The organism is Nocardia implantans, from assembly GCF_035544775.1.
Classification (GTDB): domain Bacteria; phylum Actinomycetota; class Actinomycetes; order Mycobacteriales; family Mycobacteriaceae; genus Nocardia; species Nocardia implantans.
This window is the reverse complement of record NZ_JAYKYQ010000009.1, coordinates 93,255-118,583: the sequence shown is the minus strand read 5'-3', so window position 1 is coordinate 118,583 and position 25,329 is coordinate 93,255. Positions and strand designations below refer to the sequence as shown.

24 protein-coding genes are annotated in these 25,329 nt (G+C 69.6%); 7 read left to right on the top strand and 17 right to left on the bottom strand.

The window, feature by feature from the left end; genetic code table 11:
- Positions 1-4 precede the first annotated feature (4 nt).
- On the bottom strand, positions 5-760 hold the full coding sequence (locus U3653_RS21600) for a siderophore-interacting protein (protein WP_195081673.1): 756 nt from the start codon (positions 758-760) through the stop codon (positions 5-7).
- 110 nt (positions 761-870) lie between these two features.
- Here U3653_RS21600 and U3653_RS21595 point away from each other — a divergent pair, with 110 nt between their 5' ends.
- Positions 871-1,698, top strand: a complete 828-nt coding sequence (locus U3653_RS21595) for an NADPH-dependent oxidoreductase (protein WP_195081674.1) — start codon at positions 871-873, stop codon at positions 1,696-1,698.
- A 6-nt stretch (positions 1,699-1,704) separates the two neighbouring features.
- Here the strand turns inward: U3653_RS21595 and U3653_RS21590 are convergent, their stop codons facing one another.
- Positions 1,705-2,697, bottom strand: coding sequence for an LLM class flavin-dependent oxidoreductase (locus tag U3653_RS21590; protein ID WP_195081675.1), 993 nt, complete (start codon positions 2,695-2,697; stop codon positions 1,705-1,707).
- Positions 2,698-2,765: 68 nt separating this feature from the next.
- Entirely contained in the window at positions 2,766-3,950 is a 1,185-nt protein-coding gene (locus U3653_RS21585) for a serine hydrolase domain-containing protein (protein WP_195081676.1), read from the bottom strand.
- 200 nt (positions 3,951-4,150) lie between these two features.
- Here U3653_RS21585 and U3653_RS21580 point away from each other — a divergent pair, with 200 nt between their 5' ends.
- Complete coding sequence (locus U3653_RS21580; protein WP_195081677.1) at positions 4,151-5,587, top strand: amino acid permease; 1,437 nt, start codon at positions 4,151-4,153, stop codon at positions 5,585-5,587.
- A 9-nt stretch (positions 5,588-5,596) separates the two neighbouring features.
- Here the strand turns inward: U3653_RS21580 and U3653_RS21575 are convergent, their stop codons facing one another.
- The 7 genes from U3653_RS21575 to U3653_RS21545 form a co-directional block, all read right to left on the bottom strand.
- The gene (locus U3653_RS21575) at positions 5,597-5,962 is read right to left on the bottom strand and encodes a DUF4345 family protein (protein WP_195081678.1); all 366 of its coding nucleotides are present in this window, start codon (positions 5,960-5,962) and stop codon (positions 5,597-5,599) included.
- 192 nt (positions 5,963-6,154) lie between these two features.
- Complete coding sequence (locus U3653_RS21570; RefSeq protein WP_195081679.1) at positions 6,155-7,564, bottom strand: MFS transporter; 1,410 nt, start codon at positions 7,562-7,564, stop codon at positions 6,155-6,157.
- Between the two features lie 141 nt (positions 7,565-7,705).
- Positions 7,706-8,107 (bottom strand): DUF779 domain-containing protein, encoded by a 402-nt coding sequence (locus tag U3653_RS21565; protein WP_195081680.1) that lies wholly within the window; start codon positions 8,105-8,107, stop codon positions 7,706-7,708.
- The gene (gene adh, locus U3653_RS21560) at positions 8,107-9,624 is read right to left on the bottom strand and encodes an aldehyde dehydrogenase (protein ID WP_195081681.1); all 1,518 of its coding nucleotides are present in this window, start codon (positions 9,622-9,624) and stop codon (positions 8,107-8,109) included. Before adh ends, U3653_RS21565 begins: the two co-directional genes overlap by 1 nt.
- Positions 9,625-9,707: 83 nt before the next feature.
- Positions 9,708-10,910, bottom strand: coding sequence for a helix-turn-helix domain-containing protein (locus U3653_RS21555; RefSeq protein WP_195081682.1), 1,203 nt, complete (start codon positions 10,908-10,910; stop codon positions 9,708-9,710).
- Between the two features lie 230 nt (positions 10,911-11,140).
- Entirely contained in the window at positions 11,141-11,695 is a 555-nt protein-coding gene (locus U3653_RS21550; protein ID WP_195081683.1) for a DUF8020 domain-containing protein, read from the bottom strand.
- A gap of 586 nt (positions 11,696-12,281) precedes the next feature.
- Positions 12,282-12,623 (bottom strand): hypothetical protein, encoded by a 342-nt coding sequence (locus U3653_RS21545; RefSeq protein WP_195081684.1) that lies wholly within the window; start codon positions 12,621-12,623, stop codon positions 12,282-12,284.
- 211 nt (positions 12,624-12,834) lie between these two features.
- Between U3653_RS21545 and U3653_RS21540 the strand changes: the two genes are divergently transcribed.
- Together U3653_RS21540 and U3653_RS21535 are read left to right on the top strand one after the other, a co-directional pair.
- The gene (locus U3653_RS21540; protein WP_195081685.1) at positions 12,835-13,347 is read left to right on the top strand and encodes a mycothiol transferase; all 513 of its coding nucleotides are present in this window, start codon (positions 12,835-12,837) and stop codon (positions 13,345-13,347) included.
- A 1,037-nt stretch (positions 13,348-14,384) separates the two neighbouring features.
- On the top strand, positions 14,385-15,179 hold the full coding sequence (locus U3653_RS21535; protein ID WP_323124315.1) for a metallophosphoesterase: 795 nt from the start codon (positions 14,385-14,387) through the stop codon (positions 15,177-15,179).
- Positions 15,180-15,188: 9 nt separating this feature from the next.
- Here U3653_RS21535 and U3653_RS21530 read toward each other — a convergent pair whose 3' ends face one another.
- Together U3653_RS21530 and U3653_RS21525 are read right to left on the bottom strand one after the other, a co-directional pair.
- Positions 15,189-16,619, bottom strand: coding sequence for an AIM24 family protein (locus U3653_RS21530; protein WP_195081687.1), 1,431 nt, complete (start codon positions 16,617-16,619; stop codon positions 15,189-15,191).
- Positions 16,620-16,847: 228 nt separating this feature from the next.
- A complete protein-coding gene (locus tag U3653_RS21525) occupies positions 16,848-17,144 on the bottom strand; it encodes a hypothetical protein (protein ID WP_067806823.1) in 297 nt (98 codons plus the stop codon).
- Between the two features lie 396 nt (positions 17,145-17,540).
- Here U3653_RS21525 and U3653_RS21520 point away from each other — a divergent pair, with 396 nt between their 5' ends.
- Complete coding sequence (locus U3653_RS21520; protein ID WP_195081688.1) at positions 17,541-17,735, top strand: hypothetical protein; 195 nt, start codon at positions 17,541-17,543, stop codon at positions 17,733-17,735.
- A 96-nt stretch (positions 17,736-17,831) separates the two neighbouring features.
- Here the strand turns inward: U3653_RS21520 and U3653_RS21515 are convergent, their stop codons facing one another.
- Positions 17,832-18,536 carry a DUF6081 family protein gene (locus U3653_RS21515; RefSeq protein ID WP_195081689.1) on the bottom strand — a complete coding sequence of 235 codons (705 nt, stop codon included), beginning with the start codon at positions 18,534-18,536 and terminating at the stop codon, positions 17,832-17,834.
- 15 nt (positions 18,537-18,551) lie between these two features.
- Positions 18,552-19,469 carry an SAM-dependent methyltransferase gene (locus U3653_RS21510; protein ID WP_195081690.1) on the bottom strand — a complete coding sequence of 306 codons (918 nt, stop codon included), beginning with the start codon at positions 19,467-19,469 and terminating at the stop codon, positions 18,552-18,554.
- Positions 19,470-20,137: 668 nt separating this feature from the next.
- Here U3653_RS21510 and U3653_RS21505 point away from each other — a divergent pair.
- A complete protein-coding gene (locus tag U3653_RS21505; protein WP_195081691.1) occupies positions 20,138-21,034 on the top strand; it encodes a Sco1979 family transcriptional regulator in 897 nt (298 codons plus the stop codon).
- Positions 21,035-21,708: 674 nt separating this feature from the next.
- Here the strand turns inward: U3653_RS21505 and U3653_RS21500 are convergent.
- Both U3653_RS21500 and U3653_RS21495 read right to left on the bottom strand, forming a co-directional pair.
- The gene (locus U3653_RS21500; RefSeq protein ID WP_397070947.1) at positions 21,709-22,458 is read right to left on the bottom strand and encodes an LGFP repeat-containing protein; all 750 of its coding nucleotides are present in this window, start codon (positions 22,456-22,458) and stop codon (positions 21,709-21,711) included.
- Positions 22,459-22,765: 307 nt separating this feature from the next.
- Complete coding sequence (locus tag U3653_RS21495) at positions 22,766-23,647, bottom strand: LysR family transcriptional regulator ArgP (protein WP_195081692.1); 882 nt, start codon at positions 23,645-23,647, stop codon at positions 22,766-22,768.
- A 74-nt stretch (positions 23,648-23,721) separates the two neighbouring features.
- Between U3653_RS21495 and U3653_RS21490 the strand changes: the two genes are divergently transcribed.
- Complete coding sequence (locus tag U3653_RS21490) at positions 23,722-24,345, top strand: LysE/ArgO family amino acid transporter (RefSeq protein WP_323124316.1); 624 nt, start codon at positions 23,722-23,724, stop codon at positions 24,343-24,345.
- A 10-nt stretch (positions 24,346-24,355) separates the two neighbouring features.
- Here the strand turns inward: U3653_RS21490 and U3653_RS21485 are convergent, their stop codons facing one another.
- Positions 24,356-25,162, bottom strand: a complete 807-nt coding sequence (locus tag U3653_RS21485) for an LLM class flavin-dependent oxidoreductase (RefSeq protein WP_195081693.1) — start codon at positions 25,160-25,162, stop codon at positions 24,356-24,358.
- Positions 25,163-25,329 lie beyond the last annotated feature (167 nt).

The following is a 25,329-nucleotide window of genomic DNA, read 5'->3' as shown; positions in this document are numbered from 1 at the left end:
GGGCTCAGCCGTCGGCCCCCTCGGCCGCTCGCAGCTCGGCCTTCCATTCCCGGAAGCCTTCCTCGGTGCGGCCGCGGCGCCAATATCCGGAGATCGACGCCGCCCACTCCGCGGTGACGCCGCGATCCTTGCGGATGTAGCGGCGCAGATTCTTCATCACCGACTCCGCTTCGCCGTGGATGAACACCTGGACCTGCCCCGGCGTCCACGACGCGGAGCGGACGGTCTCGGCGAGCACCTCGCCGGGGGCGCGTGTCCCGCGGTGCAGCCAGGTCAGCTCGATGCCGTCCGGCTTCTTCAACGGCAGTTCGTCGTCCGGACCGGCGACTTCGACGAACGCCAGCCCGGTGGCCTCGCCGGGCATCGCCTCGAGCGCGGCGGCGATGGCAGGCAGCGCCGCCTCGTCACCGGCCAGCAGATGCCAGTCGGCATCCGGGCGCGGGGCGTAGGCGCCGCCGGGTCCGTAGCAGTCGATGGTCTCTCCGGGCTGGACCGCGGCGGCCCACGGTCCGGCGATGCCCTCCGCGCCGTGGAAGACGAAATCGACCGCGATCTCCCCGGCCACGGGGTCGACGGACCGGACGGTGTAGGTGCGCAGCACCTCGTTGCCGTCCTGCGGGAAGATGAACTTCACATACGAGTCGGTGAACTCGCTGGGCCGGAACGCGGCGAAGCCGGGGCCGCCGAGATGCACCCGAATCAGGTGCGGGGTGAGCCATTCGGTGCGCTGCACCGTGAAGGTGGTGCGGGGACGTGCCAAGAGAACCTCCGATAATGCTAATTAGGATTGCCTTACTTACCCTACCTGTGTTCCGCTCGAGCTGCGGGGAACCGTCGACGGCGCGCCGCCCCGGCGAAAGGATGACGCCCATGACGCAGTCCGTGCCGACCCCCACCCACGCCGTGCAACAGCGCTACCGCGATCCGCGACCGGTCGAACCCGCGCAGTGGAACCAGGTTCTGCAAGTGCTGCACGAGCATCGCTCGGTGCGCCGCTACCTGTCCGACCCGGTGCCCGACGCCACCCTGCGGCTGCTGATCTCCGCGGCGCAGTCCGCGCCGACCTCGTCGAACCTGCAGGTCTGGAGCGTCATCGCGGTGCGCGACCCGCGGCGCAAGGCGCGCCTGGCCGCGCTCGCGGGCGACCAGGCCCACATCGTGCAGGCGCCGGTGCTGCTGGTCTGGACGGCCGATTTCGCGCGCCTGCGCCAGCTCGCCGACGACCGGAGCGCGCCGTTGGATGGCGCGGACTACCTCGAATCGAGCTACGTCGGATTCATCGACGCCGCGCTCGCGGCGCAGAACGCGGTGGTGGCGGCGGAATCGCTCGGACTGGGCACCGTCTATGTGGGCGCGCTGCGCAACAAGCCGGAAGAAGTCGCCGCCGAGCTGGGGCTGCCGACGCAGGTCTTCGCCGTCTTCGGCTTGGTGGTCGGCCACCCGGACCCCGCCGAGGCCGCGCGGGTGAAGCCGCGCCTGCCGCAGGAGGCCGTGCTGCACCGGGAGACCTACGATCTGGACGCGCAGCGCGCGCACGTGGCCGAGTACGAGACCAGGATCGCGGAATTCTATGCCGAGCAACAGCTGTCGCATTCCTGGACCGAACGCGTGCTGGCCCGGCTCGGCTCGGCGGCGGCGCTGAACGGCAGGCATCGGCTGCGTGAATCGCTGGCCGACCACGGCTTCCGTTTGCACTGACCCGGCTCAGGCCGCGACCTTCTCGGTGAGCAGCTCGAACGATCGGGCGCGGTCGTCGATGTCGTAGACCAGCGTGTTGATCATCAGCTCGTCGGCCTGCGTGCGGCGCAGCAGATCCTCCAGCTGTCCGCGCACCGTCTCCGGGGAGCCGAGCAACTGCCCGGCCCTGCGCTGCCGGATGAACGCGCGCTCCTGCTCCGACGGACGGAAGGCGGCCGCTTCCTCCGGCGTGGCCAGCGCCCGCGGCGTGCCGCGCACCAGATTGAGGAAGGCCAGGTCGCGCGGACCGGCCAGGACTTCGGCGCGCTCGTCGGTGTCCGCGCAGATCGCCGCGACCGCGACCATCGCGTGCGGGCGCTCCAGGGCCTCCGAAGGCCGGAAGTGCTCGCGGTAGAGCGCCAGCGCGGGCTCGGTGTTGTCGGGGGCGATGTGGTGAGCGAAGGCGAACGGAAGCCCCAGCAGCGCCGCGACCTGGGCGCTGTAGCCGCTGGAGCCGAGCAGCCAGATCTCCGGCTCCTCGCCGCGACCCGGCGTCGCGGCGATGCCGCCGGGATCGGAGCCGCGGAAATAGCCCAGCAAGGCGGCCAGTTCCTGGGGGAACGACTCCGCCGACAGTCCGTCCGCGGTCCGCCGCAGCGCGCGTGCGGTCGCCTGGTCGGTGCCAGGGGCGCGCCCGATGCCCAGATCGATCCGTCCCGGGTGCAGCGCGTGCAGGGTGCCGAACTGTTCGGCGACCACGAGCGGCGCGTGGTTGGGTAGCATCACCCCGCCGGAGCCGACCCGGATGGTCGAGGTCGCCGCGGCCAGGTGGGCCAGCAGCACGCTCGGCGCCGAGCTGGCGATGCCGGGCATGTTGTGGTGTTCGGCGACCCAGAACCGGTGGTAGCCCAAAGCCTCGGTGCGCCTGGCCAATTCGGTGGTCGCGTCGAGCCCCTCGCCGACGGTGCGGCCGGACTGCACCGGCGCGAGATCCAGTACGGACAGCGGGACGTCGATCATGGGTCTCCTCCACAGTGGCGATCTCCACTGGCAACGTCCCGGGTCCCCGCGGTATTTCGCGGGCCGGCTCAGCCGCGCGCGATCGCACGGAAGACCTCGATGGTCTCCTGCTCGTCCTGGGTGGTGCCGTGGTCGCTGAGTTTGACGATGACGGTGCCGCTGGGCGGATCGACGTAGACGTATTGGCCGTAGACGCCGACGGCGGTGAGATCGGCGCCGTCCCCGCCGGTCGGGTGCCACCACTGCGCGCCGTAGGGCCACTCGCCCACTCGGCGGACGGGGGTGCGGATGCGTTCGATCCAGGCCGGCGGAACGATCTGCGCGTCACCGGCGCGCCCGCCGTCCAGGACGACCTGGCCGATCTTGGCGAAGTCGCGCGCCGTCGCGTTCAGGCAGCAGAACGCCTTTTCCTGGCCGCCCGCGCGATCGAGGTTCCACCGCGCGTCGTCCTCGGCGCCGATCGGCGCCCACAGCTCGCGTTCCAGCAGTTCGCTCAGCGGCAGGCCGGCGACCCGCGCCAGCGCCATGCCCAGCAGCTGGGTGTCCACGCTGCGGTACTCGCCCGCGCTGCCCGGCGGGAAGCGCAGGCCCTGGTGGTCGCGGACGAACCCGGCGAGATCCTCGGTGAGGTACATCCGGGCGGTGCCGGTCAGCGGCCAATACTTGTTGTAGTTCTCCGCGACGTCGACGCCGGAGGCCATGTCCAGCAGATCGCGGATGGTGACGCTGTCGTACGGGCCGCCGGTGGTCAGCTCGGGCAGGATCTGCACCAGACGGTCGTCCTCGTGCAGCCGTCCCGCCGCGATGGCCCGGCCGGTCAGCAGCGACACGACGGACTTCGCCACCGACCACGACGACTGCCGAGTGGTGGCAGAGAAGCCGTCGCGATACCACTCGTGGGTGCGGGCGCCGCCGCGCAGGACGAGGAACGAATTGGTGTGCGTGGCGGCGAGGAACTCGGCGATCGGGACGCGCGAGCCCTTCCACGGCACCCGGTCGGGCAGCGGCCGCGGGGCGATCGGCAGCGGCCGCGGGGTGGGGGAGGCGGCCACCGTGCGGCTCTCGAACAACTCCCCCTGGGCCGAGGGCGGGTCGGTCATCAATCGCAGCAGCGTCGGCGGAGACGGGATGTGCAGGACCGCGGTCGCGGCGAACGCCGCGCCGAGCAGGACGGCGACGACAGTGAGCAGGACGGCGGCGGTGCGCACCGCGTAGCGGCCCGGCCGGATGCGCCGGGATCGCGGTTCGGTCATGACGGAACCCATCGTCGGGGAATCCGATGATGACATGCCGGACGCGCGTCCGGTAAGTGTCCACCGCCCGCGGCCCGGAGACGACGCGCACCGACGCAGCGGTAGCGTGGCGAAGTGATCCAGGCTGGACGTGCGATGATCCCTCGTCGTAAGTCCGGCGCACCGATCGTCGCATCGCTGCCCAGCGAAAGGACCGCAGTATGACAGCCTCCGACCGTCACCTTCAGGACGCCCGACCATCGGATCCGGCGGACAGCGGCGACTCGGAGGGCTACGCCAGGGGGCTGAGCCCGCGCACCATTCAGATGATCGCCATCGGCGGCGCGATCGGCACGGGCCTGTTCTACGGCGCGGGCGGCGCGATCGAGCAGGCCGGGCCAGCCCTGATCCTGGCCTACCTCGCGGCGGGCCTTGCCATCTTCGTGATCATGCGTGCGCTCGGCGAACTGCTGACCTACCGGCCGATCTCGGGCAGTTTCGCCGAGTACGCGCACGAGTTCCTCGGCCGCTTCGCCGGTTTCGTCACCGGGTGGTCGTACTGGGCGGTGTGGGTGGCCACCTGCATGGCCGAGATCACCGTGGCGGGCAAGTACGTGGAGTACTGGTTCGACATCGCGCCGTGGGTCACCGCGCTGGTCGTGCTCGCGGTGATGTTCGGCGCCAATCTGATCTCGGTGCGTCTGTTCGGCGAGGGCGAGTTCTGGTTCTCCACCATCAAGGTGACCGCGATCGTCGGCATGATCCTGCTCGGCATCGGCGTGCTGCTGTTCGGCTTCGGACACGCGCCGAACCCCACGGTCACCAATCTGTGGGCCGACGGCGGTGTCTTCCCCAACGGCATCGGTCAGTCGCTGCTCGTGTTGCAAATCGTGCTGTTCGCCTATGTCGGCGTGGAGCTGGTCGGCGTCACCGCAGGGGAGGCGCGCGAGCCCCGCAAGACCCTGCGCAAGGCGATCAACACGCTCCCGTTCCGGATCGGCCTGTTCTACGTCGGTGCGCTGGTGGTGATCATGTCGGTGTCCAGCTGGCGCGACTTCCACGCGGGCAAGAGCCCGTTCGTGGAGGTCTTCGAGCTGATCGGCATTCCGGGGGCGGCGGGCATCGTCAATTTCGTGCTGCTCACCGCGGCGCTGTCGTCGTGCAACTCGGGGATCTATTCGACCGGCCGGATGCTGCGCACCTTGTCGCTGCGCGGTGAGGCGCCCGCGCGGTTGAACAAGCTGAGCGCGAACGCGGTGCCCTATATCGGCATCACCGCGTCGGCGGCGGCGATGGTGATCGGCGTGATCGTCAACCTGGTCTCCCCGGACAAGGCATTCGCCTACATCACCTCGGTGTCGACCATCGGCATCATCTTCGTCTGGGGCGTCATCCTGGTCTGCCACCTGCTCTACCGGGCCAAGGTCGCCCGCGGCGAGCTGCCGGCGAGCGATTACCGGCTGCCCGGCGCGCCCTACACCACCGTGCTCGCGCTGGCGTTCCTCGGATTGGTGGTCGTGCTGCTGCTGTTCACCGACAGCGGCCGCACGGCGCTCGTCGTCGGCGCGGTGTGGGCGGTGCTGGTGTCGGCCGGATACGTCGCGCTCCGGAAACTCGCCGGCTCCGGCACGGCGGCGGACGCCGCGCGGACCAGCTGACCGTTTGCGCTAGGCGGCGAGGAAGAGCGCGGCGGCCCCGATCGTCTCCACCGCGGCGTAGAACCAGGTGGGATAGAAGGCCGTTCGCTCGTCGAGCACGGCCGACACCACCCGGCCCATGGCCATGCCGGCCAGTGCCGCGCCGACCGCGACCATGATCCCGCCGCGCAGCGCGGCGAGGTCGACGGCGGCCACCGCGAGCACGGCCGCCATCGCCAGTCCGAAGCCGCCGTAGACGGCGCGCACCTCATAGCGCGCGCTCGGTTCGGTGAGCCGGATACCGAAGGGCCGGATCAGAGCGGCGGGCGCGGCGAGCGCGTAGACACCCATACCCAGGAAGAACACCCCGATTATCACGCATACGGCCTGCGCCACTGCGACCTCCACATTCTCGCTCGGTTGGAAAGCCCAGCTCGCGTCACGGCCGGTGCCGAAGGCTTCCGGAAAACCCGCTGCCTCGCGGGCTGTGCCGCATGCTCCCGCAGGCTGTCGAGCGCGCACTGGAGTTCACCGACCGACAGTATCGCCGGGGACGGACGCTACCCAGCCCTGGGCCGCCGCGACCGGTCAGGCGCTGGCCGAACGCCGGGGCATCATGGCCGAGGCGACGAGCATGACGACGGCCATCGCCGTGATCGTGACGAAGACCAGATGCACCGCCGAGGCCAGTGCGGCAGGCTCCGGGTGATCGGTGTGCCCGACACGCGAATTGACGATCGCGCCGAACACCGCGACGCCCACCGCACTGCCGATCGAGCGCGCGAACATGTTGGCCGAGGTGACCACACCACGCTCGGTCCATTCGGCGCTGGTCTGCGCGGCGATCAAGGTCGGGGTCGCGACCAGTCCCATCCCGGTGCCGATCACGAAGCAGGACGCGGCGACCTGCCACAGTGCCGAGTGCTGCGTGATGAACAGCGTGCTGGTGGCGCCGAGCGCGGCCAATCCGCTGCCGATCAGGGCGGTGGCGCGAAAGCCGAAGCGCAAGTACACCTTTCCGGCTTGCGATGCGGCCAGCGGCCATCCGAGCGTCAGCGCGCCGACGGTGAGGCCCGCGACCAGCGCCCCGGTGCCGAGCACGCCCTGGGTGAAGGTGGGGACATAGGACGTCGCGCCCAGCACGACGGCCCCCACCAGCACCGACGCCAAACTGCTCGCGATCACCACGCGCCGGGTGAACACCCACAGCGGCAGGATCGGATTGCGCGCAGCGCGTTCCACCAGTCCGAACAGGATGAGCACGACCGCGCCGCCCACGAAGATCCCGATGCTCGCCGGAGACGACCAGGCCCAGGCCTGACCGCCTTCGAGTAGGCCGAGGATCAACGCTCCCGCGCCGAGGGTCAGCAGCGCCGCGCCCAGGTAGTCCACGCTCTGCCGCTGCCGGGGAGCGCTCTCGGCGAAGTTGCGCACCAGCATCCATCCGGCGAGCGCGGAGAGCGGAAGATTGATCAGGAAGATCCAGCGCCAGCTGACGTACTCGGCGAACAGACCGCCCAGCAGCGGGCCCGCCACACTGGACATGGCCCACACGCTGGCCAGATAGCCCTGGACCTTGGCGCGCTCTGACAGCGTGTACAAGTCGCCCGCGATCGTCATCGTCATCGGCTGGATCGCACCCGCGCCGATGCCCTGCACGGCGCGGAAGACGATCAACCCCAGCATGCTGGTCGCGACGCCGCACAGCAGCGAACCCAAGGCGAACATCGCAATGCCGAACAGGATCACCGGTTTGCGGCCAACGGTGTCGGCGAGCTTGCCGTAGATCGGCACCGTCACCGCCTGGGCCAGGAGATAGATGGAGAACAACCAGGGGAACTGCGCGAAGCCGCCGAGACTGCCGGTGATGGTGAGCACCGCTGTGGCGATGACCGTCGAGTCGAGCGCGACCAACGCGGTCGCCAGCATCAGCGACCCGAGAATCGCGCCGCGCTCGGATCGAAATCCCACGGACACCGTCGCCGTCTCGGTCGCCACCCGCGGCCCCTCTCGTTCGCCTGTCTAACCACCTCCAACGACCGTATCCGCTTCCCGACTATTCCCGCATGGGCTTTATTTCGTCCTCGGGACAGGAAAGGGCTGCTCACCGGTGGTCCGGTGAGCAGCCCACACTACGGATCAGTGCGGCAGATCCGCCCCGGTCAGCGGCGGCTCGGCTTCGAGGACCGCGAGCTCCTCGTCGGTGAGCAAGCGCGAGCGGATCAGGAAACGCACGCCTTCGGGAGCCTCCAGGGAGAACCCGCTGCCGCGTCCCGGCACCACGTCGACGGTGAGATGGGTGTGCCGCCAGTACTCGTACTGATCGGCGCTCATCCAGAACGGGGTGTCCGCCGCCGGATACCCGAGCAGCACGTCCGACCCGCCGACCCGGAACTCGCCGCGCGGATAGCACATCGGCGAGCTGCCGTCGCAACAGCCGCCGGACTGATGGAACATCACCGGACCGTGCTGTTCGATCAGTCGCCGCAGCAGCGCCTCCGCGGGCGCGGTGAACTCGACGCGGTGGACCGGACCGGGCATCAGAAGAATCCGAGCTTGTCCGGCGAGTAGCTGACCAGCAGGTTCTTGGTCTGCTGGTAGTGGTCGAGCATCATCCGGTGGTTCTCGCGTCCGATGCCGGACTTCTTGTAGCCGCCGAAGGCCGCGTGCGCGGGGTAGGCGTGGTAGCAGTTGGTCCACACCCGGCCTGCCTTGATCTGGCGGCCCAGGCGGTAGGCGGCGTTGATGTCGCGGGTCCACACGCCAGCGCCCAAGCCGTAGAGGGTGTCGTTGGCGATCTTCAGCGCCTCGTCGACGGAGTCGAACGTGGTCACCGACACCACCGGCCCGAAGATCTCCTCCTGGAAGATCCGCATGTCGTTGCGGCCGGAGAAGATCGTCGGCTCGACGTAGAAGCCGCCGGGGAACTCGTCCACCTTGCGCGGGCCGCCGCCGGTGAGCACCTCGGCGCCTTCCTGGCGGCCGATGTCGATGTAGGACAGGATCTTCTCGAACTGGTCGTTGCTGGCCTGCGCGCCGATCATGGTGGCCTCGTCCAGCGGGTTGCCGCTGACGATGGCCTTGGTGCGTTCGACGCACCGGGCGATGAACTCGTCATAGATCGAGGAGTGGATCAGCGCGCGGGACGGACAGGTGCACACCTCGCCCTGATTGAGCGCGAACATCACGAAGCCCTCCACGGCCTTGTCCAGGAAGGCGTCATCGGCGGCCATGACGTCGGGCAAGAAGATGTTGGGACTCTTGCCGCCCAGCTCGAGGGTGACCGGGATGATGTTCTCGCTGGCATACTGCATGATCAGCCTGCCCGTGGTGGTCTCACCGGTGAAGGCCACCTTGGCCACCCGCGGGCTGGACGCCAGTGGCTTGCCCGCTTCGACGCCGAAGCCGTTGACCACGTTCAGGACTCCCGGCGGCAGCAGATCGGCGATCAGTTCGACGACCTTCAGGATGGAGGCCGGGGTCTGCTCGGCGGGCTTGAGCACCACCGCGTTGCCCGCCGCCAGCGCGGGCGCGAGCTTCCATGCGGCCATGAGGATCGGGAAGTTCCACGGGATGATCTGCCCGACGACGCCGAGCGGCTCGTGGAAGTGGTAGGCGATGGTATCGGCGTCGATCTCGCTGATCCCGCCTTCCTGGGCGCGGACCGCTCCGGCGAAGTAGCGGAAGTGATCGACCGCAAGCGGCAGGTCGGCGGCCAGCGTCTCGCGCACCGGCTTGCCGTTCTCCCACGTTTCGGCCACCGCCAGCGCCTCGAGGTTGTCCTCGATCCGGTCGGCGATCTTGTTGAGGATGTTGGCTCGTTCGGTGGTCGACGTCGCGCCCCACGCGTCGGCCGCCCGGTGCGCGGCGTCGAGGGCCAGTTCGATGTCGGCGGCCGAGGACCGCGCGACCTCGCAGAACGTCTGGCCGTCCACCGGGGAGGGATTCTCGAAGTAGCGGCCGTCCACCGGGGCGGTCCACTCACCGCCGATGAAGTTGTCGTAGCGTGTGGCGAATTCGACCACGCTGCCTTCGGTTCCCGGCTTCGCGTAGCTCATGGCGGGTGACTCCTCGCTGGTTGCGGACGTGATGCGGGTCACTATGCCGCGCGAGGGTTGACGAAACGTTGAGGCGCGCGAGCTCAGTCGCGCAGCGCGCCGTGCAGCCGGGCGGCCGCGAGGGCGCGACGGCCGTCGCCCGGGGGAAGCAGGCGCAGCGCGTGTTCGTGGATCTCGACGTCGTGCGGCGCGCGCTCGCCGTAGCGCAGCGCGTGCTCGACGTTTCCACTGGACAGCACGGCGGTGCGCACGCCGACTTCCAGATACTCGCGCCACTGCACGATGCCCGGCGTGTCCGAGTCCGGCAGCAGGGGACCGCGATACAACTCGACCGCGGTAGCGGTGTCGCCCGCCTCGAGCGCGGCCAGCACGTCCACGGCATCGCAGGACAGTGGGCTCACCAACTGATAGACGCGGCTGGTGATGTCGCCGCCGGTGGCGCGCCGCAGGTAGGACATCTCCGATTTGAGCGTGCTCGCGCCGACCGGCCGGTCGCCGTACACCGCGAAGTGCAGGCGTTCGTGGGTGAAACCCTCGGGCTCGAGCGCCAGCAGCGTCAGGATCTCCAGGTGGCGGGGGCGCAGCCGCACGGGCGCGCCGTCCCGGATCAGGCGGGCGGCGCCGAGGCAGGTCAGCCGGACCCCTGGCGCGGCCATCCGATGGTGCAACTTGGTCTCGATGGCGGTGACCAGGGTACGAGCGGTGGACATGGCCAGCGGGTGGGCGCGGTCCCAGGTGGTGGACAGGTCGAGCACGCCGAGCTGGCGACCGTCCGCCGCGCGGATGGGTGCGCAGTAGCAGACCCAGCCGTGCAGGGCGGCGACCAGGTGTTCGGCGGAGAACACGGTGTGCGGCTGTTCGGTGCGCAGCGCCAGCGACAGCGCGTTCGTGCCCATGTGCGCCTCGTCCCATCGACCACCCGGCGCGAAGTTCACCTGTTCGGCGCGGCGGCGCATCACCGGGCCGCCGTGCGACCACAGGATGGTGCCGGTCTCGTCGGTGATCGCGGCGACGTAGCCCGCGCCCTCGGTGATGTCGCGCAGCTGATCGGTGAGCTCGGACACCGGTGTGCGCAGCGGAGATTCGGCCCACCGGGCGGTGACGTCCGCTTCGGCGAGCGGCGCGTGCTCGCACGCCGGATCGACGGTGCGCAGCGACCGCAGCCACGATTGCGCCACCTCGCTGCGCAGTGCGGAATCACCCTGCGGCGTCCCGGCGGGTATCCATCGGGACCACTCTTGTTCCAGTGCAGCGCGCCGCTGCGAGAGGGAACTGCGCTGTGCCATCTCGGCCGATCCTGTGTCTTCGCTCCGATCGTCTTCGTGCCATCCCATCATGCCCCAGCGCGCCGCCGGGGCATTTCGTTTCGGCTCGCGGTCCACGGGGCTGGACGACGGTCGGATCGCCGCGACTCCCTCGGCGAGCGTTGCGAGAGCGCACGCCCGGGGAACCCCGGCGGCCCGACCGGCGATCGGTGTGCGGTCGTCCTGCGACGCCCGCACACCGGACCGGCCGATTACGGCGTGGAGAAACCGATCAGCGCACCGATGCCCGCGCCGATCGGGATGGTGACCAGCGCGCCGACCCCGCCGAGGAAGAAGCCGATCACCGCGCCGATCCCCGCGCCGATGAGAGCGCCGATCCCCGCGTTGTACTGCTTGCGGGCGAGCGTCTCGTCCTCACCGACGAACTGGTTGAGGCGCTCGGTGGTGGCGGGTGAGCCCACCGGCGTCACCGTGAGGGTGCGGCCCGCGTCGCTGATCGCGGGCGCCAGCCCGTGGGTGGCGCCGGAGGCCTGGAATGCCAGGGGCAGGGTCGCGACGACCTGTCCCGTTTCGCTGCGCAGCTCGACCGCCCTGGCGTCGGCCGTCAACGCGAAGCTGCCCGCGTCGAGGGTGGTGACCACCCCCGTTCCGTCGGCGGCGGGAGCGGAGGTGAAACCGATGCCCTGCTCGACACCGTGCACGCCGACCTGCGCTGGCGCCGCCGGCTGGGCGTGCGCGACGCCCGTCGCTATTCCGGTGGCACCGACCGCGAGCAGGGCGGTTGCGGCGAATCTGTTGACTCTCATCGTATTTCCCCACTTAGTCGTGTCGGCCACGAGTGCCGACGGATCCCCAAGATGCCGGTTCTCGGCCCCACCCATTCTGGCCGCAGCGGTTTCCCGAAGCAATCGTTCTGCGAATTCCACGGAAAAATCCGTGCGGTGCCCGCGACGGATATGGACATGAAATATGCGGAGTCAGTGCTTGTTTCGCCGATGGAGTCGGCTGATTGCCATATGTGTGCTAATGCATTGCCGCGACGCATAATTCGATCGAACGACTCGAAAATTATTCGAAACGCGCTGGTCTCGCGACTGTTGAAGTCGCCACGAACGGCGGTGCGCTGCCAGGATGCTGGACCGGGTGCCTCCGGGTCCGAAACGCGGCTTGCGGTCGGTCGGATCGCCGGATGCATCGGCGCGGCTCGCGAGTCGACGGTCACCGCGAGGTCGCGGTGCTCGTGCCGGATGGTGGAGTGTGCGTCGGTGCCGAGAGCGTCGCCGGAAATGGGCGATCGTTTCGCAGCGGCGGCAGCGATCGGCCGCGCGCTCGCGGTGCCCTACGGGAGCGCGCGGCCGGATCATCTGGCCGACTGTGCGGGGTTGTTCCTACTCAGAAAGCGCTTCCGGTGCCGGGCAGCAGCCACGCGATGCCGGGCCAGGGGGCGAAGGGGCTACCCCAGTAGCCGAACGGGCTACCCCAGTAACCGTAGCCGCCCCAGCCGCCGTAGCCACCCCACCCGCCGTAGCCGCCGCGGCCCCACCCGCCATGGCGATGCCAGCCGCCGTGGATCTCTTCGGCCTGACTCGTCTGCGCGACGGTCGGCTGCGCCACGGCGGGTGCGGCGATCGCGGGTGCGGCGACCGCCGCGACGGGGGTCAGCGCGAGCGCGGCGACCATCGCCACGCGGACGAACGCTCGCCGGACGTGTCCGATCTCGACGTCGTTGATCATCGGTACTTCCTCACTTCGGTATGTGTTCCTCCGGTCGGTGACCGACTCGAAAGGTCATCGACCCAACCTCACCACCATGCATCGTACCGTTGAACAACGGCACACTCAATGTGGTTCGATCGTGCGAGAATTCGTGGCCCGCCTGTCGGTCGTGCCGGGCGGTTCCGCTCGGTACGGTCGGGACAGCGGACACTTCGAGAGGAGTCGACTGATGGCGACCAGCGCCGACGTACTGACCGACGGCTTCGAACGGATCAGGGAGGTGGTGCACGAAGCGGTGGACGGACTCGACGAGGACATCCTCGCTCAGCGCATCGATGCGGGCGCCAACTCGATCGCATGGCTGATCTGGCATCTGACCCGCGTGCAGGACGACCACATCGCCGATGTGGCCGGTGTCGAGCAGGTTTGGACGGCTCGAGGCTGGTACGACCGCTTCGGTCTGCCGATCGACAAGGGCGCGACCGGTTACGGTGACCGGCCCGCCGACGTGGCCGTGGTGCGAGCGCCCGCGGAGTTGCTCACGGGGTACTACGACGCGGTGCACGAGCAGACGCTGCGCTACGTCCGCGATCTCGCCGACGGCGATCTGGACCGTATCGTCGACACCCGGTGGGATCCGCCGGTGACGCTGGGGGTGCGGCTGGTCAGCGTGATCTCGGACGATCTGCAGCACGCGGGCCAAGCGGCGTTTCTGCGCGGCGTGCTGGAACGGACGGGATAACCGGCGCAGGGAAGTCGGCGGCCCCGCGTGGTTCGCGCCGTGCCGTAAGTTGATGCCGCGCAAGCCGAATGTTCACAGAGAGTGCCGTCGTGGTCGTGAAAACTGTTCTGGTCGGTGTCGCCGTGCTCGTTCTCGTCGGTGTCGTCGTGCTCACGGTGGTCGGCGCCCACTGGTACATATGGCGGCGGCTCGTGCGGGACACGACCACAGCGACATCGCGCGCACGACGCGTCGGCACCGCCATCGTGCTGACCGGGCCGTTGCTGCTGCTGGGCACGACCGTGGCGGAGCTGGTGTCCGCTCCGTTCACGCTGATCCGGATCATCGCCTGGCCCGGCTACCTGTGGGGGGCCCTGTTCCTGTACCTGCTGCTGGCGCTGGCGGTCGGCGAGCCGATCCGAGCCTTGGCGCTGCGCCGGCTCGACCGGGGCCGGGCGGCAGAGGGATCCGAGTCTCCGACGGAAGTCGGGCCGACATCGGGGTCGCCGGTAGGGGTCGATTCTGCACTGGACTCCGTGGTGAGAGCTCGTCCCGGGCGGGAGTTCTCGGCGGAACCCGGGTCTGAGCCGGAGTCTTCGGTGGCAACTGTCTCTGCGCCGGAATCATCGGTGCGAACCGAGTCCGGGCCGGAATCCCCAACTGAAACCGCGCCCGTGCCGGGGCCCTTGGCTGGAACCGTGTCCGCGCCGGAGTCTTCGGCTGCAACTGTGTCTGCGCCGGAATCGTCGGTGCGAACCGAGTCTGGGCGGGGATCTCCAACTGAAACTGTGTCCGTGCCGGGGTCCTGGGCTGGGACGGTGTCTGCGGCGGAGTCGTCGGTGCCAGCTGGGTCCGCGTCGGAATCCGTGGCTGGGACGGTGTCCGCACTGGAATCGTCGGTGCGAGCCGGGTCCGCGTCGGAATCTGTGGCTGGGACGGTGTCCGCGCCGGAATCCTCGGCCGGAATCGAGTCCGCGCCGGAATCCTTATCGGACCCGGCCACTGCTGCCGATTCCACGGCGCCTCGGGTACCGCGCCGTGTCTTCGTCGCGCGGGTGATGGGTGCCGCCGCTGTCGCCGCCGCCGCGACCACCGTCGGCATCGGCGCCCATGGCGTGCTGAACGGACCGAGTGTCAAGCGGGTGGCCGTGCCGTTGGCGAAGTTGCCGCGCCGAGCGGACGGGTTTCGCATCGCGGTGGTCAGCGATGTGCATCTCGGCCCGATCCTGGGCCGTGGCTTCGCCGAACGCGTGGTGCGCACCGTCAACGACACCCGGCCCGACCTCATCGCGGTCGTCGGTGACCTGGTGGACGGCAGCGTCGAGCATCTCCGTTCGGCCGTGGAGCCACTGGCCGGGCTGCGGGCCCGGCACGGCGCGTTCTTCGTGACCGGCAACCACGAGTACTTCTCCGGCGCCGAGCAGTGGGTGGAGCATGTCCAGGAACTCGGCATGCACCTGCTCGCGAACGCACGCACCGAGCTGCCCGGCTTCGACCTGGCGGGCGTGAACGACGTGCAAGGCGAACGAACCGGGCACGGCCCCGATTTCGGCAAGGCGCTCGGCGACCGCGACCGCACGCGCGCCGCCGTGCTGCTGGCGCATCAGCCCGTGCTGATCGAGGACGCGGTGGCGCACGGCGTCGATCTGCAGCTGTCCGGCCACACCCACGGCGGCCAGCTCTGGCCCGGCAATTACCTCGCCGGCCTGGCGAATCCCACCGTCGCCGGGCTGGAGCGGTACGGCGACACCCAGCTGTACGTGTCCAGGGGCGCCGGAGCCTGGGGTCCGCCGGTGCGGGTCGGCGCACCGTCGGACATCACCGTCGTGGAACTGGTGTCGCTGCGGGCTTGAGCGCCCGCGTCAGCCGAACAGGCCGCCCAGCACGCCGCCGCTCTGGCCGGCTTCCTGCCCGCCACCGGTACCGCCGACGAAACCGCCCGGCGGCAGCTCCGACGGCTGCACGATGACGAAGCCGCGTCCGGAGAACGACAGCGTCATCCCCTCGCCGGTGCTGCGGCCCATCAGCCTGCCCAGCCCGAACGAGTCGTTGCGTTTGATGCCCGTCTGCAGGCTCGACGACCACGCCACCGCCGCTTGCGGATCGGCGTAGGTCGGCTGGTCGACGTTGAGCACGACGGGCGTGCCGTGCGTGGTGATGGCGATGCGGCCACGGCCGGTGAAGACACAGTTGAACAACCCGGCGTTGCTGGCGAACCCGGCGGCGCCCTGCACCATCCGGATGTCGTAGCGCAGGCCGGAATCGAAGGCGAGCACGTTGGCGCCGTTGATGGTGAGGCCGTCGGTGCCGTCCAGGTCGATGGTGTGCACGTCGGCGGCGCCGTTGGCCACGAACAGGTCGCCGCGCCCGGACACCTTCATCAGCGGGACGCCCTCACCGGTCAGCCGCTGCTGGATCGCCCGGCCGATCCCGCCCGCGCCGAGCGCCTGGAAATGCAGATCGCCCTGATAGGCGACCATCGATCCGGCCCGAGCCATCACCTCGCCGTTGACGGCCACCTTGATCATCTTGCCGCCCTGCTTCTGGATACCCGCGCCGGTGACTTCGGCGTGGCTGGGGGCGAACAGTTCGCTCTGCATCGGCAGCGCTCCTTGCTGAGGTGATGGCATCGGTGGTGGCGGCACCGCGGCGGCCGGCGCGGAATAGGCCGGTTGCGGTGGATAGGCGGGCGGGGGCGGAGGCTGGTATGCCGGAGGTGGGGCAGGTTGATACGCCGGGGGCGGCGCGGGTTGATGCGCCGGTGGGGGAGCGGGCGCCGAAGGCGGCGGGGCCGGTTCGTCATCGATGTTCACACCGAACGCCGTCGCGATTCCGGCCAGGCCGTTGTCGTATCCCTGGCCGACCGCACGCACCTTCCATCCGCCTGCCCGGCGGTAGATCTCCACGCACACCACGGCGGTCTCGGTGCTCAACCCGGTCATCGGGAAGGCGAGCGTGCCCGACGAGGACGCGATGGTCGCGCGCAGCGAACCCGCGGCGGCGAAGGTGGGCGGACCGCTGCCGTCCAGGCTCGCGGTGACCACGACGCGGTCCACGTCGGCGGGTAGCGCGCCGGTCTGGATGTCCACCACGTCGCCCGCGCCCTGACCGTGCCGGTAGGTGACGCCAGGGGCGACCGGTTGATTGAAGAAGACGAAATCGGCGTCGGAGCGCACGCGCCCCGCCGAGTTCAGCAGCAGCGCCGATACGTCGACGGGAGCCGAGCAGGTGACGGTCACCGTCAGCCGGTCGCCGGGCGCGGGGCGGTTCTCACCGCGGGCGAGATCGGTCACGGCAGGCCGTCCGATCCGCGGCGGCGTCGTCGGGTTGACATGCGATTCACGGGCTCCAGTGTGTCGTGCGCCCGCGACGTGCGCCACACGCCTACCCGCACCCGGCGTCCACGAGGTCTTTTCGTCAGGCGGTCCGTGGCAGGGCCGCCGTGTCGCCCCGAGGTCTCGGCGATCCGGTCGCACCGGCGATCGGAATGAGCCCGGCCGGGTCCGCCGGGCTCTCGCGGGTCAGAGGACTTCGGCGTACATGGTGCCGTCGAGGATGCCGAATTCGACCTGTCCGGGGAACAGGGGCAGCGCGCCGGTGGCGTGCTTGCTGTGGTTGAGGGCGATGGTTTCGGTGGCCCACCGGTGCAACGGCTCGGGTAGCCGCAGAACCCGGTGATCGGTGCAGCGAACGTAGGGATAGGTGGTCTCGCCGGGCCGGGCGAGCGGGTTGTGGATGTCGAGCGCGGCGATGTCCAGGACCAGGCCGGTCTGCTTGGCGGAGGCGACGGTCGGTGGCTGCAGTTCGATGTCGTCCATGACCGCTCACGGTAGCTCGAAGGATGCCCAGAGTGGGTGATTCCCGCTGAATGTCCCTCGGATTTCATCGGAAATGGAGGACGGCGAGGTTCATCGATTCGGGTGAACCCCACCGCTACCACCAGCGATCGCGGCAGGCTTGGGCGTGCCGGTGCCGCGCCGGACGTCCCGGAGCCACCGGGACGATGACGAGCCTAAGCGACGCTGAAGATTCGCGGGGGCGTTTCCGTGAATCGGTGAGAGCGGCCGTCCGGTGGCGACCGGCCGGTAACCACCGTCGGAATGTCCGGTTCCCGGCGGCGCGGCTTACTATGCCAGCGGCGTGAAACAAGCTGTGCGCGTTGAGTATCCGGCACGGCTGCGTGCTGTTCTGTTTACCTCAGGAGGATGGAAGACGTGCTCTATGTTGTCATCGCGGCCATTGTCGTGGCACTGCTGGCCGTGTCGGCCGTCGCGATGGTGTGGGACCCGCGCCGTCGCACGGAGTCGGACGAGTACGACTACGAGTACGACATGAACGGGGAAGACGCGACGGCGGACGAGTACGCCCGCCCGCGCGGTGTCGAATGGCCCCGCAAGGAAAGCGTCTGATCGGTGGAAGCCGCCGCCGGACCGGCGGTGGAGACGATGGCGCCCAGTCGAGTGCGGCTGGGCGCCATTCTTTTCCGTGGCGCTGGGCCGGTTCGGTCACGCCACGGTGAAGTCGCGCCACGACGCGTGCAGACCCTGCCCGCGCAGCGACGTGCTGCGCCCGTCTTCGATCGGATGCAGGGTGATGATGCCGAAACCGATCTGGACGGACTCCGGCAGCTGCGGCGCGCGCGTGGTGTACACCGGGACGTCGTCGACGTGCCAGCCCGCGGTGCCCGCGGCGCGGTCGATGGTGACGGCGTAGCGGTGGAACTCGCCGGGCTTGATGTCGATCCCGGCCAGCGGCGCGTGCACCACGTGGGTGAACGCCTCCGCCGCGGGGACGACCCCCGGCACGAACAGCCGTTCGTGGATGGCGTACGCGTGCCTGCTGGTCGCGATGAGGTCGAAGACCTGCGCGGTGCTCATGTCGAGGACGTTGAACGCGGCGAAGCCGTCGCGGTAGTCCTCGCCGGTGGCGCCGATGTTCTCCGAAGCCATCTCCACCGCGAAGGTCCGCGGTCCGCCGGTGAGGTCGAACGTTTCGGTCGACACCAGCAGATGTTTCGGGTTGTCCAGGATCTGGACCTCGGCGTGGGATCGGGTGAAGGCGTCGATCCGGACCGATACGGCGCCCGCGCCGACCTCGGTGCGAGCGGCCGGGTCCGCGTAGCGCCACGTCTGCTCCGGGCCCAGCGGCACTTCCAGGAAACGCCACCGGTCAGCGCTGAGATCCGGTCCGTTCAGGTCGTCGTAGGTCATTGCGAGAGTTACCTTTCAACCGAGTGATTCGGGGTCCGATAGGTCGTCCTTGGTCGCCCGGCGGCGCAGCGGGGTCACCACACCGTTCGACGATCCGGACTTGTAGCCGACACCGCCGAGCAGCAGACGTTCCTCGGTCAGCCGCGGCCGCAGCGCCGGACCCATCGGCCACCAGTCGTCGAGCTCGACCAGACCGGGCTCGATCAGTTCCAGATCGCCGAAATACGAGGCGATCTGCTCCCGGGTGCGGTACCAGCCCGAGCCGAGGCCCATTTCGGTGAAACGCCGTTGCAGCTCGATGGCCATCTCGTGCGCCTCGCCGCCGTCGGCGGGATCGTAGAAATGCGTGATCGCGACGTAGGAGCCCGCGGGCAGCGCGTCGATGTAGCGGCGCATGATCCCCGCCGGATCGAGCTCGTCGTCGACGTGATGCAGTATGCCGCACAGGATCAGCGCCAGCGGGCGGGTGAGGTCGAGGTGCTGGGTGACCTCGGAATGCTCCAGCAGGGTTTCCGGCGCGGTCAGATCGGCGGGTACGAAATGCGTGAACTCGTTGCGCTCGAGCAGCACCCGGCCGTGGATGTTGCACACCGGATCGTTGTCGACGTACACCACACGTGCCGTGGGATTCTGCTGTTGGGCGATCTCGTGTGTGTTGCCGACGGTCGGCAGGCCTGCGCCGATGTCGAGGAATTGGTCGATGCCGACGGCGCCGGCCAGATAGCGCACCACGCGGTGCAGCCAGCGGCGGTTCATCCGGGCCACATCGCTCTGCCGCGGCGCGACTTCGGCGACCTTGTCGCGCACGAACCGGTCGACTTCGTAGTTGTCCTTGCCACCGAGGGTGGCGTCGTAGACGCGGGCGATGCTCGCGCGGGTCGTGTCCACGCCTACCGGCGCGCGGACACCGGTCTGGGGAGTGGGATCGGACATGGAGACCTCTCTCTGGATTCCGTCGCCTGGCTCACCAGCCTAGGGACCGCCGAATCGGCGAGCAATCCGTGCGGATGCGTTCGGCCGGTGGTGATTTCGGGAACCGATGGCCGTCCTGCCGACCGGCATCGAGCATGGGAACCGGTCGGTACTCATCGGTCGTCTGCGGTGACTCGGGACGCGCCGTGGCCGGTGCGGCGCCCGTCCGGGCGACCACCCGCCTCGACGGGCGTGGACGAGGACGGTTCGATTCCCGGCTCCTTCCGGCACAGATGTCAGGACTTCGCGGTGGTGACGGGCCTCGGGCGCCGATACGCCTGCCGTTCCGTCCCGCCGAGGGGCCGCGCACCCGTGCGATGCGGGTGCCGTCGGGGCCGCACCCGCTGAGCGGGTCGATCCCTCGGCCGACGACATGGCGCTCCTCCTTCGCGTGGCCACCGTCGGGGGCGACTCTACGCACGGCCGCCCGGGCGCGCGCGGGAATCCGGCTTCGATATCGCCTTGGCGCTCTTGTGATTACTCGCGTGCGCGCGCGATCCGCGCCACGCGTTCGCGCCGGGGACGGTCGCTGGACCCGGCCGAGTAGGATCTTCAGCCGACGTTCCGACAGCAGTGATGGTGGAGGCACTACGCCCCGCGGTCTAACCCCCGATCGACCGGAGGCAAGCATGACCAACGACGAGGACAGTGGTGACAACGCCGAATTCCCTGCGGCAGAACGTGGTCCGACTGTTCTGCGGATCGCGCTCGGCAGCCGGTTGCGTCAGCTGCGCGAGGGATGCGGGATCAGCAGGGAGGCCGCGGGCGACGCGATCCGCGGCTCGCACGCCAAGATCAGCCGCCTGGAACTGGGCCGCACCGGGTTCAAGGAACGCGATCTGCAGGACCTGCTGAGCCTCTACGGCGTTGTCGACCCCGCTGAACGCGAAACGTACTTCGAACTGGCTCGGCGGGCCAACGACCCGGGGTGGTGGCAGCACTACAGCGATCTGCTCCCGGCGTGGTTCGAGACCTACATCGGCCTCGAACAGGCCGCGACCACGATCCGGACCTATGAAGCGCAGTTCGTCCCCGGCCTGTTGCAGACCGCCGACTACGCGCGCGCGGTGATCCAGCTGGGCAACATCGACGAGACCGAACGCCGCGTCGCCATCCGCATGCGCCGCCAGCAGATCCTCTACCGGGCCGCCGCGCCCACACTCTGGGCGGTCATCGACGAGAACGCGCTACGCAGGCCGGTCGGCGGCGCGGAGGTGCTGCGCGAGCAGATCGAGCATCTGGTCGAGATGGCCGACCGTCCCACCATCCGGATCCAGGTGCTGCCGTACGCGGCGGGCGGGCACTCCGCGGCGGGCGGCCCGTTCAGCATTCTGCGTTTCCCGGAGCCCGAGCTGCCCGACATCGTCTACACCGAGCAGCTCACCAGCTCCTTGTATTTCGACAAGCAGCGCGATGTGGAGCTGTATATGTCGGTCATGAACCGGATCAGCGTGGAGGCGCTGTCTCCCGCCGACAGCGTGCGTTTCCTACGCGAGCTGCTCACCGAGACGCGCTCGGGCGAGTAGGACTTCAAGCGTCCCCGCCGAGCGGGGCAGCCCTGCTCGGGGGCGGGGCGCGGTCGCGCCTGCGGGGAGTTTGCCGAGCGAGTCCTTCGCGACGGGAGGACCGTCGTGGCGCCCTGTCGATGGGGGTTCGGCGTGGGAGCGCTCGGGAGCCGGCCGGTCGGCCTGATTCGGCTGCTGCGCGGTGAGGGGTGAAGGCCTCGAACCGAATCCACGTTTCGGGCGGTGAAAAGCATTGTCGTCGAACCGAACTCGGCGAAACACGCGGCGAAGATATAACAGTTTCATATCGCGACCGGCTGCATGATGCTCATTCGTTATCCGTCTCTCCGCGTTCACCTCGATTTTCGAGGATTTCGATGCCGGTGGCGCTCATGCACATGCACGCGCGCATGTACGTACCGATGGACGATCACCGATGCGACGCGGCCGTCGTGATGTGGCAGTATCCCTGTCGAGGTCGGGGTCTGAGGATCGACTCGGGCACTGGCTGGTTCGGCCGCGGCGGCCCCAACGCGAGTTGGGGCCGCCGGCGGAGCCGCCGCGGATCGCTCCGATGTCCGGATTGCCGAGAGTTCACGGCATCGGCACAATCCGGATCGAATGGCCTTCCTTTTCTCCGATGCAGATGCTCCGGTCCGGAGCCGCGATGCCCGCGCAGCGGTCGAGGCGATCGACTAGGGCGTCCAGGTGATGCGGCCGCCCTCGAAGTCCTGGGCTTTCCCGTTCTCGAAGTCGTACTCGTCGCTGGTGGGGTAGCCGTACCGGCCCGCCTCACCCGCCGCGGCCTCCCAGGTCTCCCGGATGGACCCCCAGACGACATGGGCGCCGGTGCGCGGTGCCCAATAGATCGCCCCGCCGCCGAACAAGTTGTAGCGGCCGTTGCCCGCGCGGGCGGCGGATTCGTCCGTGATGGGGAACCCGAGCGGACTGCTCTCCCAGCCGTAGGCGCCCCACTTGTCGCGGATCACGCCGCCGATCTGATGCGCGGCGGTGCCGATCGACCAGTAGATCGAACCGTTCTGGAACACGCTGTAGCTCCCCGGCTTCGACGGTGTCGCCGCTTCGCGCGCCACGGGATAGCCGAGCGCTCCGCCCTCGTAACCCAGGTTCCCCCACTTGTCGCGGATGGCGCCACCGACTTGATGGGCGCCGGTGTCGGGGTGCCAATAGATGGACGAGCCGCGCTCGAACGCCTGATAGCGGCCACCGCGGGCGGTGGAGTCCTCCGGCGTGACCGGGTCGCCGAAGAACGCGGGCCCACCCGCCTGGTCGTACTCGACTTCGATCGCCCCGCCGACGTCGTAGGGGCCGATCGGACGCGCCGCCGTATCGGGTGCGATGCCGGCGAGCAGGATGCCGAACGCGGCGACTATGGCGAGCGCCCCGCGGGCGCGCGAGCGGTTCGGGCGACGGTGCCGTGCCAAAGGGAACTCCTGTGCATCTCGGGTGGGTGCGGGATGGAGCTGAAGCTGCTTTCGGTCGGCGTGCGGAGATCAAAGTACCTCGCCGGAACGCGATGCGGAGCGATACGGGGTACTCGAATGGCCTGGTGTCGTGCGGTGGGGTGGTGCGGCCATCCAACTCGTCCCTCGCTCCGAACAAACTGGCGGTGCTGCCGTGCCCACGGGAGCGCCTTCTCGGATACGGCGCCGCCGGGGCGTGGTGCTCGCACTCTCGGCCCGGCGGTGTCACGAACGGAAGATGGTGCCGGGCAGGGCAAGTCGTGCGCAGTCAGCGCAGGACGTGCGCCGCCTCCGCGGCGATGGTGGCGGCGACCGCACCGAGAGCGGGGGAGTCCAGACGCCACTGCTGCCAGTACAGCGGGACATCGATGACCGCGCCGGGAGCGATCGAGACCAAGCGGCCGTCGGCTCGGTCCTCGCGGGTCTGCAGGTCGGGAAGCATGCCCCAGCCGAGCCCGAGCCGGACCGCCGCGGCGAACGCCGTGGAGGACGGCACATAGTGGCGCGGCGGATCAAGGGGTTTGCGACTTCGCCTGCGCAGGAGGCGATCCTGCAGGTCGTCCTTGCGGTCGAACAGCACGACCGGAGCCGCGGCGTAGGACTTCGCGGTCGCGCCGTCGGCGAACCAGGTGGCGGCGAAATCCGGGCTCGCCATCGGCCGGTAGCGGATCGCCCCGAGCCGTTCGGCCTTGCAGCCCTGCACCGGCTGTGCGGTCGAGGTGATCGCCGCCATCACGGTGCCGTCGCGCAGCAGGCGCGTGGTGTGTTCCTCGTCCTCCCGGTGGATCTCGAAGCACACGCCGTGCGGTGCGCGGGCGAGGGCGGGCAGCACCCAGGTCTCCAGTGAGTCGGCGTTGATCGCGATCGGCACCCGGATGGGGCCGTCGGAGGGTTCGCCGCCGAGTTCGCGCGCGGTGTCGCCGGTGAGCAATTGGATCTGCCTGGCCAATCGGAGTACGGCCAGCCCGGATTCGGTGGCGCGCACCGGTTTCGTTCGCTGCACGAGAATCCGGCCCGCGGCGTCCTCCAGCGCCTTGATCCGCTGGCTGATCGCCGACGGTGTGACGCTCAGCCGCCGCGCGGCGGCGTCGAAGGTCCCCTCGGTGATCACGGCGTCGAGTGCGCGAAGCTGATCGAGCTGGAGATCCATATTAAGGCATCCTAATGATAGGTTAGAATCTTTAGCTTGCCTGGGGATGAGCCGCGGCCTTAGCGTCGCTGGACGTGAGCGTTTCCTCGGCGGTGGTGGCGACCGCGTCCGGTTTGGGCTTCGGCCTGTCGCTGATCGTGGCGATCGGCGCGCAGAACGTGTTCGTCCTGCGGCAAGGGATCAGCGGCAGGCACGTGCTCGCGGTGGTCACGGTGTGCGCGGTGTCGGACATCGTGCTGATCGCGGCGGGGATCGGCGGATTCGGCGTGGTCGTCCAGGCGGCTCCCGGGGTGCTCGTTGCGGCGCGCTACGCCGGGGCGGCGTTCCTCATCGGCTACGCGGCGCTGGCGGCACGGCGGGCGTTCGGCTCCGCCGCGCTGAGCGCCGGATCCGGGCGGACCACCGCGGCGCTCGGCGCGACGGTGGTCACCGCCCTGGCGCTGACCTGGCTCAACCCGCACGTCTACCTGGACACCGTGGTGTTGCTCGGCTCCTTCGCCGGCACCTACGCGAGCCCGGATCGCTGGTTCCTCGGCGCGGGAGCGATGCTGGCCAGCGTGCTGTGGTTCACCGCGCTCGGTTTCGGCGCGCGTCTGCTCGGCCCGCTGTTCGCCCGCCCGCGCGCGTGGCGCGTGCTGGATTCGGTGATCGCGGCCGTGCTGCTCGGTCTCGGGCTGGGGTTGTTGTGCTCCGGATGAGACCGCGACGTCACAGCTGCGCCTTGATCTTCGCGGCGAACTCGTAGCCGGCCTGCCACTGCGGGCCGGAGACGGCGAGTACGACGCGTGCCGCGCCCGCCTCCGCGTAGGCGTTCAGCTGCTCGGCCGCACGGCCGGGATCGGTCGCCAGCGTCGGCGCGACGACCGTCACGGTGAGCGGCGGGCGGTCGTATTCCTCGGCCAGCGCGGCCAATTCGGTCACGTGCGCGCCGACCCGGCGCGGCTCGAGTCCGATGGCGACCCAGCCCTCGGCATAGGCGGCGGCGCGGCGGCGCGCCGCTTCGGCGTCGCCCGCGACGAGCACCGGTGGCATGGTCGCACCGGGTGCCAAGGTGATCTCGGTGCCGTCCGGGAGCACGGTCGGCCGCCCCGCGACCAGGTCGGGCAGCACGCGCAGCGCCTCGTCGGTGCGACGGCCGCGCTCGGCGAAGGACACGCCCGCGGCACGCCACGCGGCATCCCCGTGCACCGGGTTGCCGGTGCCGACCCCGAGGATCAGCCGGTCACCGGAGACGTACTGCAGCGTCGCGATCTGCTTGGCGGCCCATGCGGCCGGCCGCAACGCCAGCAACATCACCCCGTAGCCGATGCGGATGCGATCGGTCACGGCGGCCGCGGTGGCCAGCACGACGGTGCTGTCCAGCATCGGCCCGCTGGCCGCGAGATGGTCGGTGGACCACACCGAGTCCAGGCCGCCCTGCTCGGCGAGGCGGGCGGCGGCGCGCACGTCGCCCAGGATGGGTCGCGCGGGATCGGGGGTCGAGGTGGGCAGGATGATGCCGACTTCCAAGGTCATGCTCTCGACGCTACGAACGCCTCGCGCCCACGCCAATGTTCCGCTCGCTCGAGTCGATGTCTCGGACGCTCACACCGAACCCACCGGCGCAGGGCGCGTTCCGCGCCACGGTGGGACGCTCTCCGCTGCGGTGTGCTGCGACGGTCACGGGGCGGCACCGGTGCGTC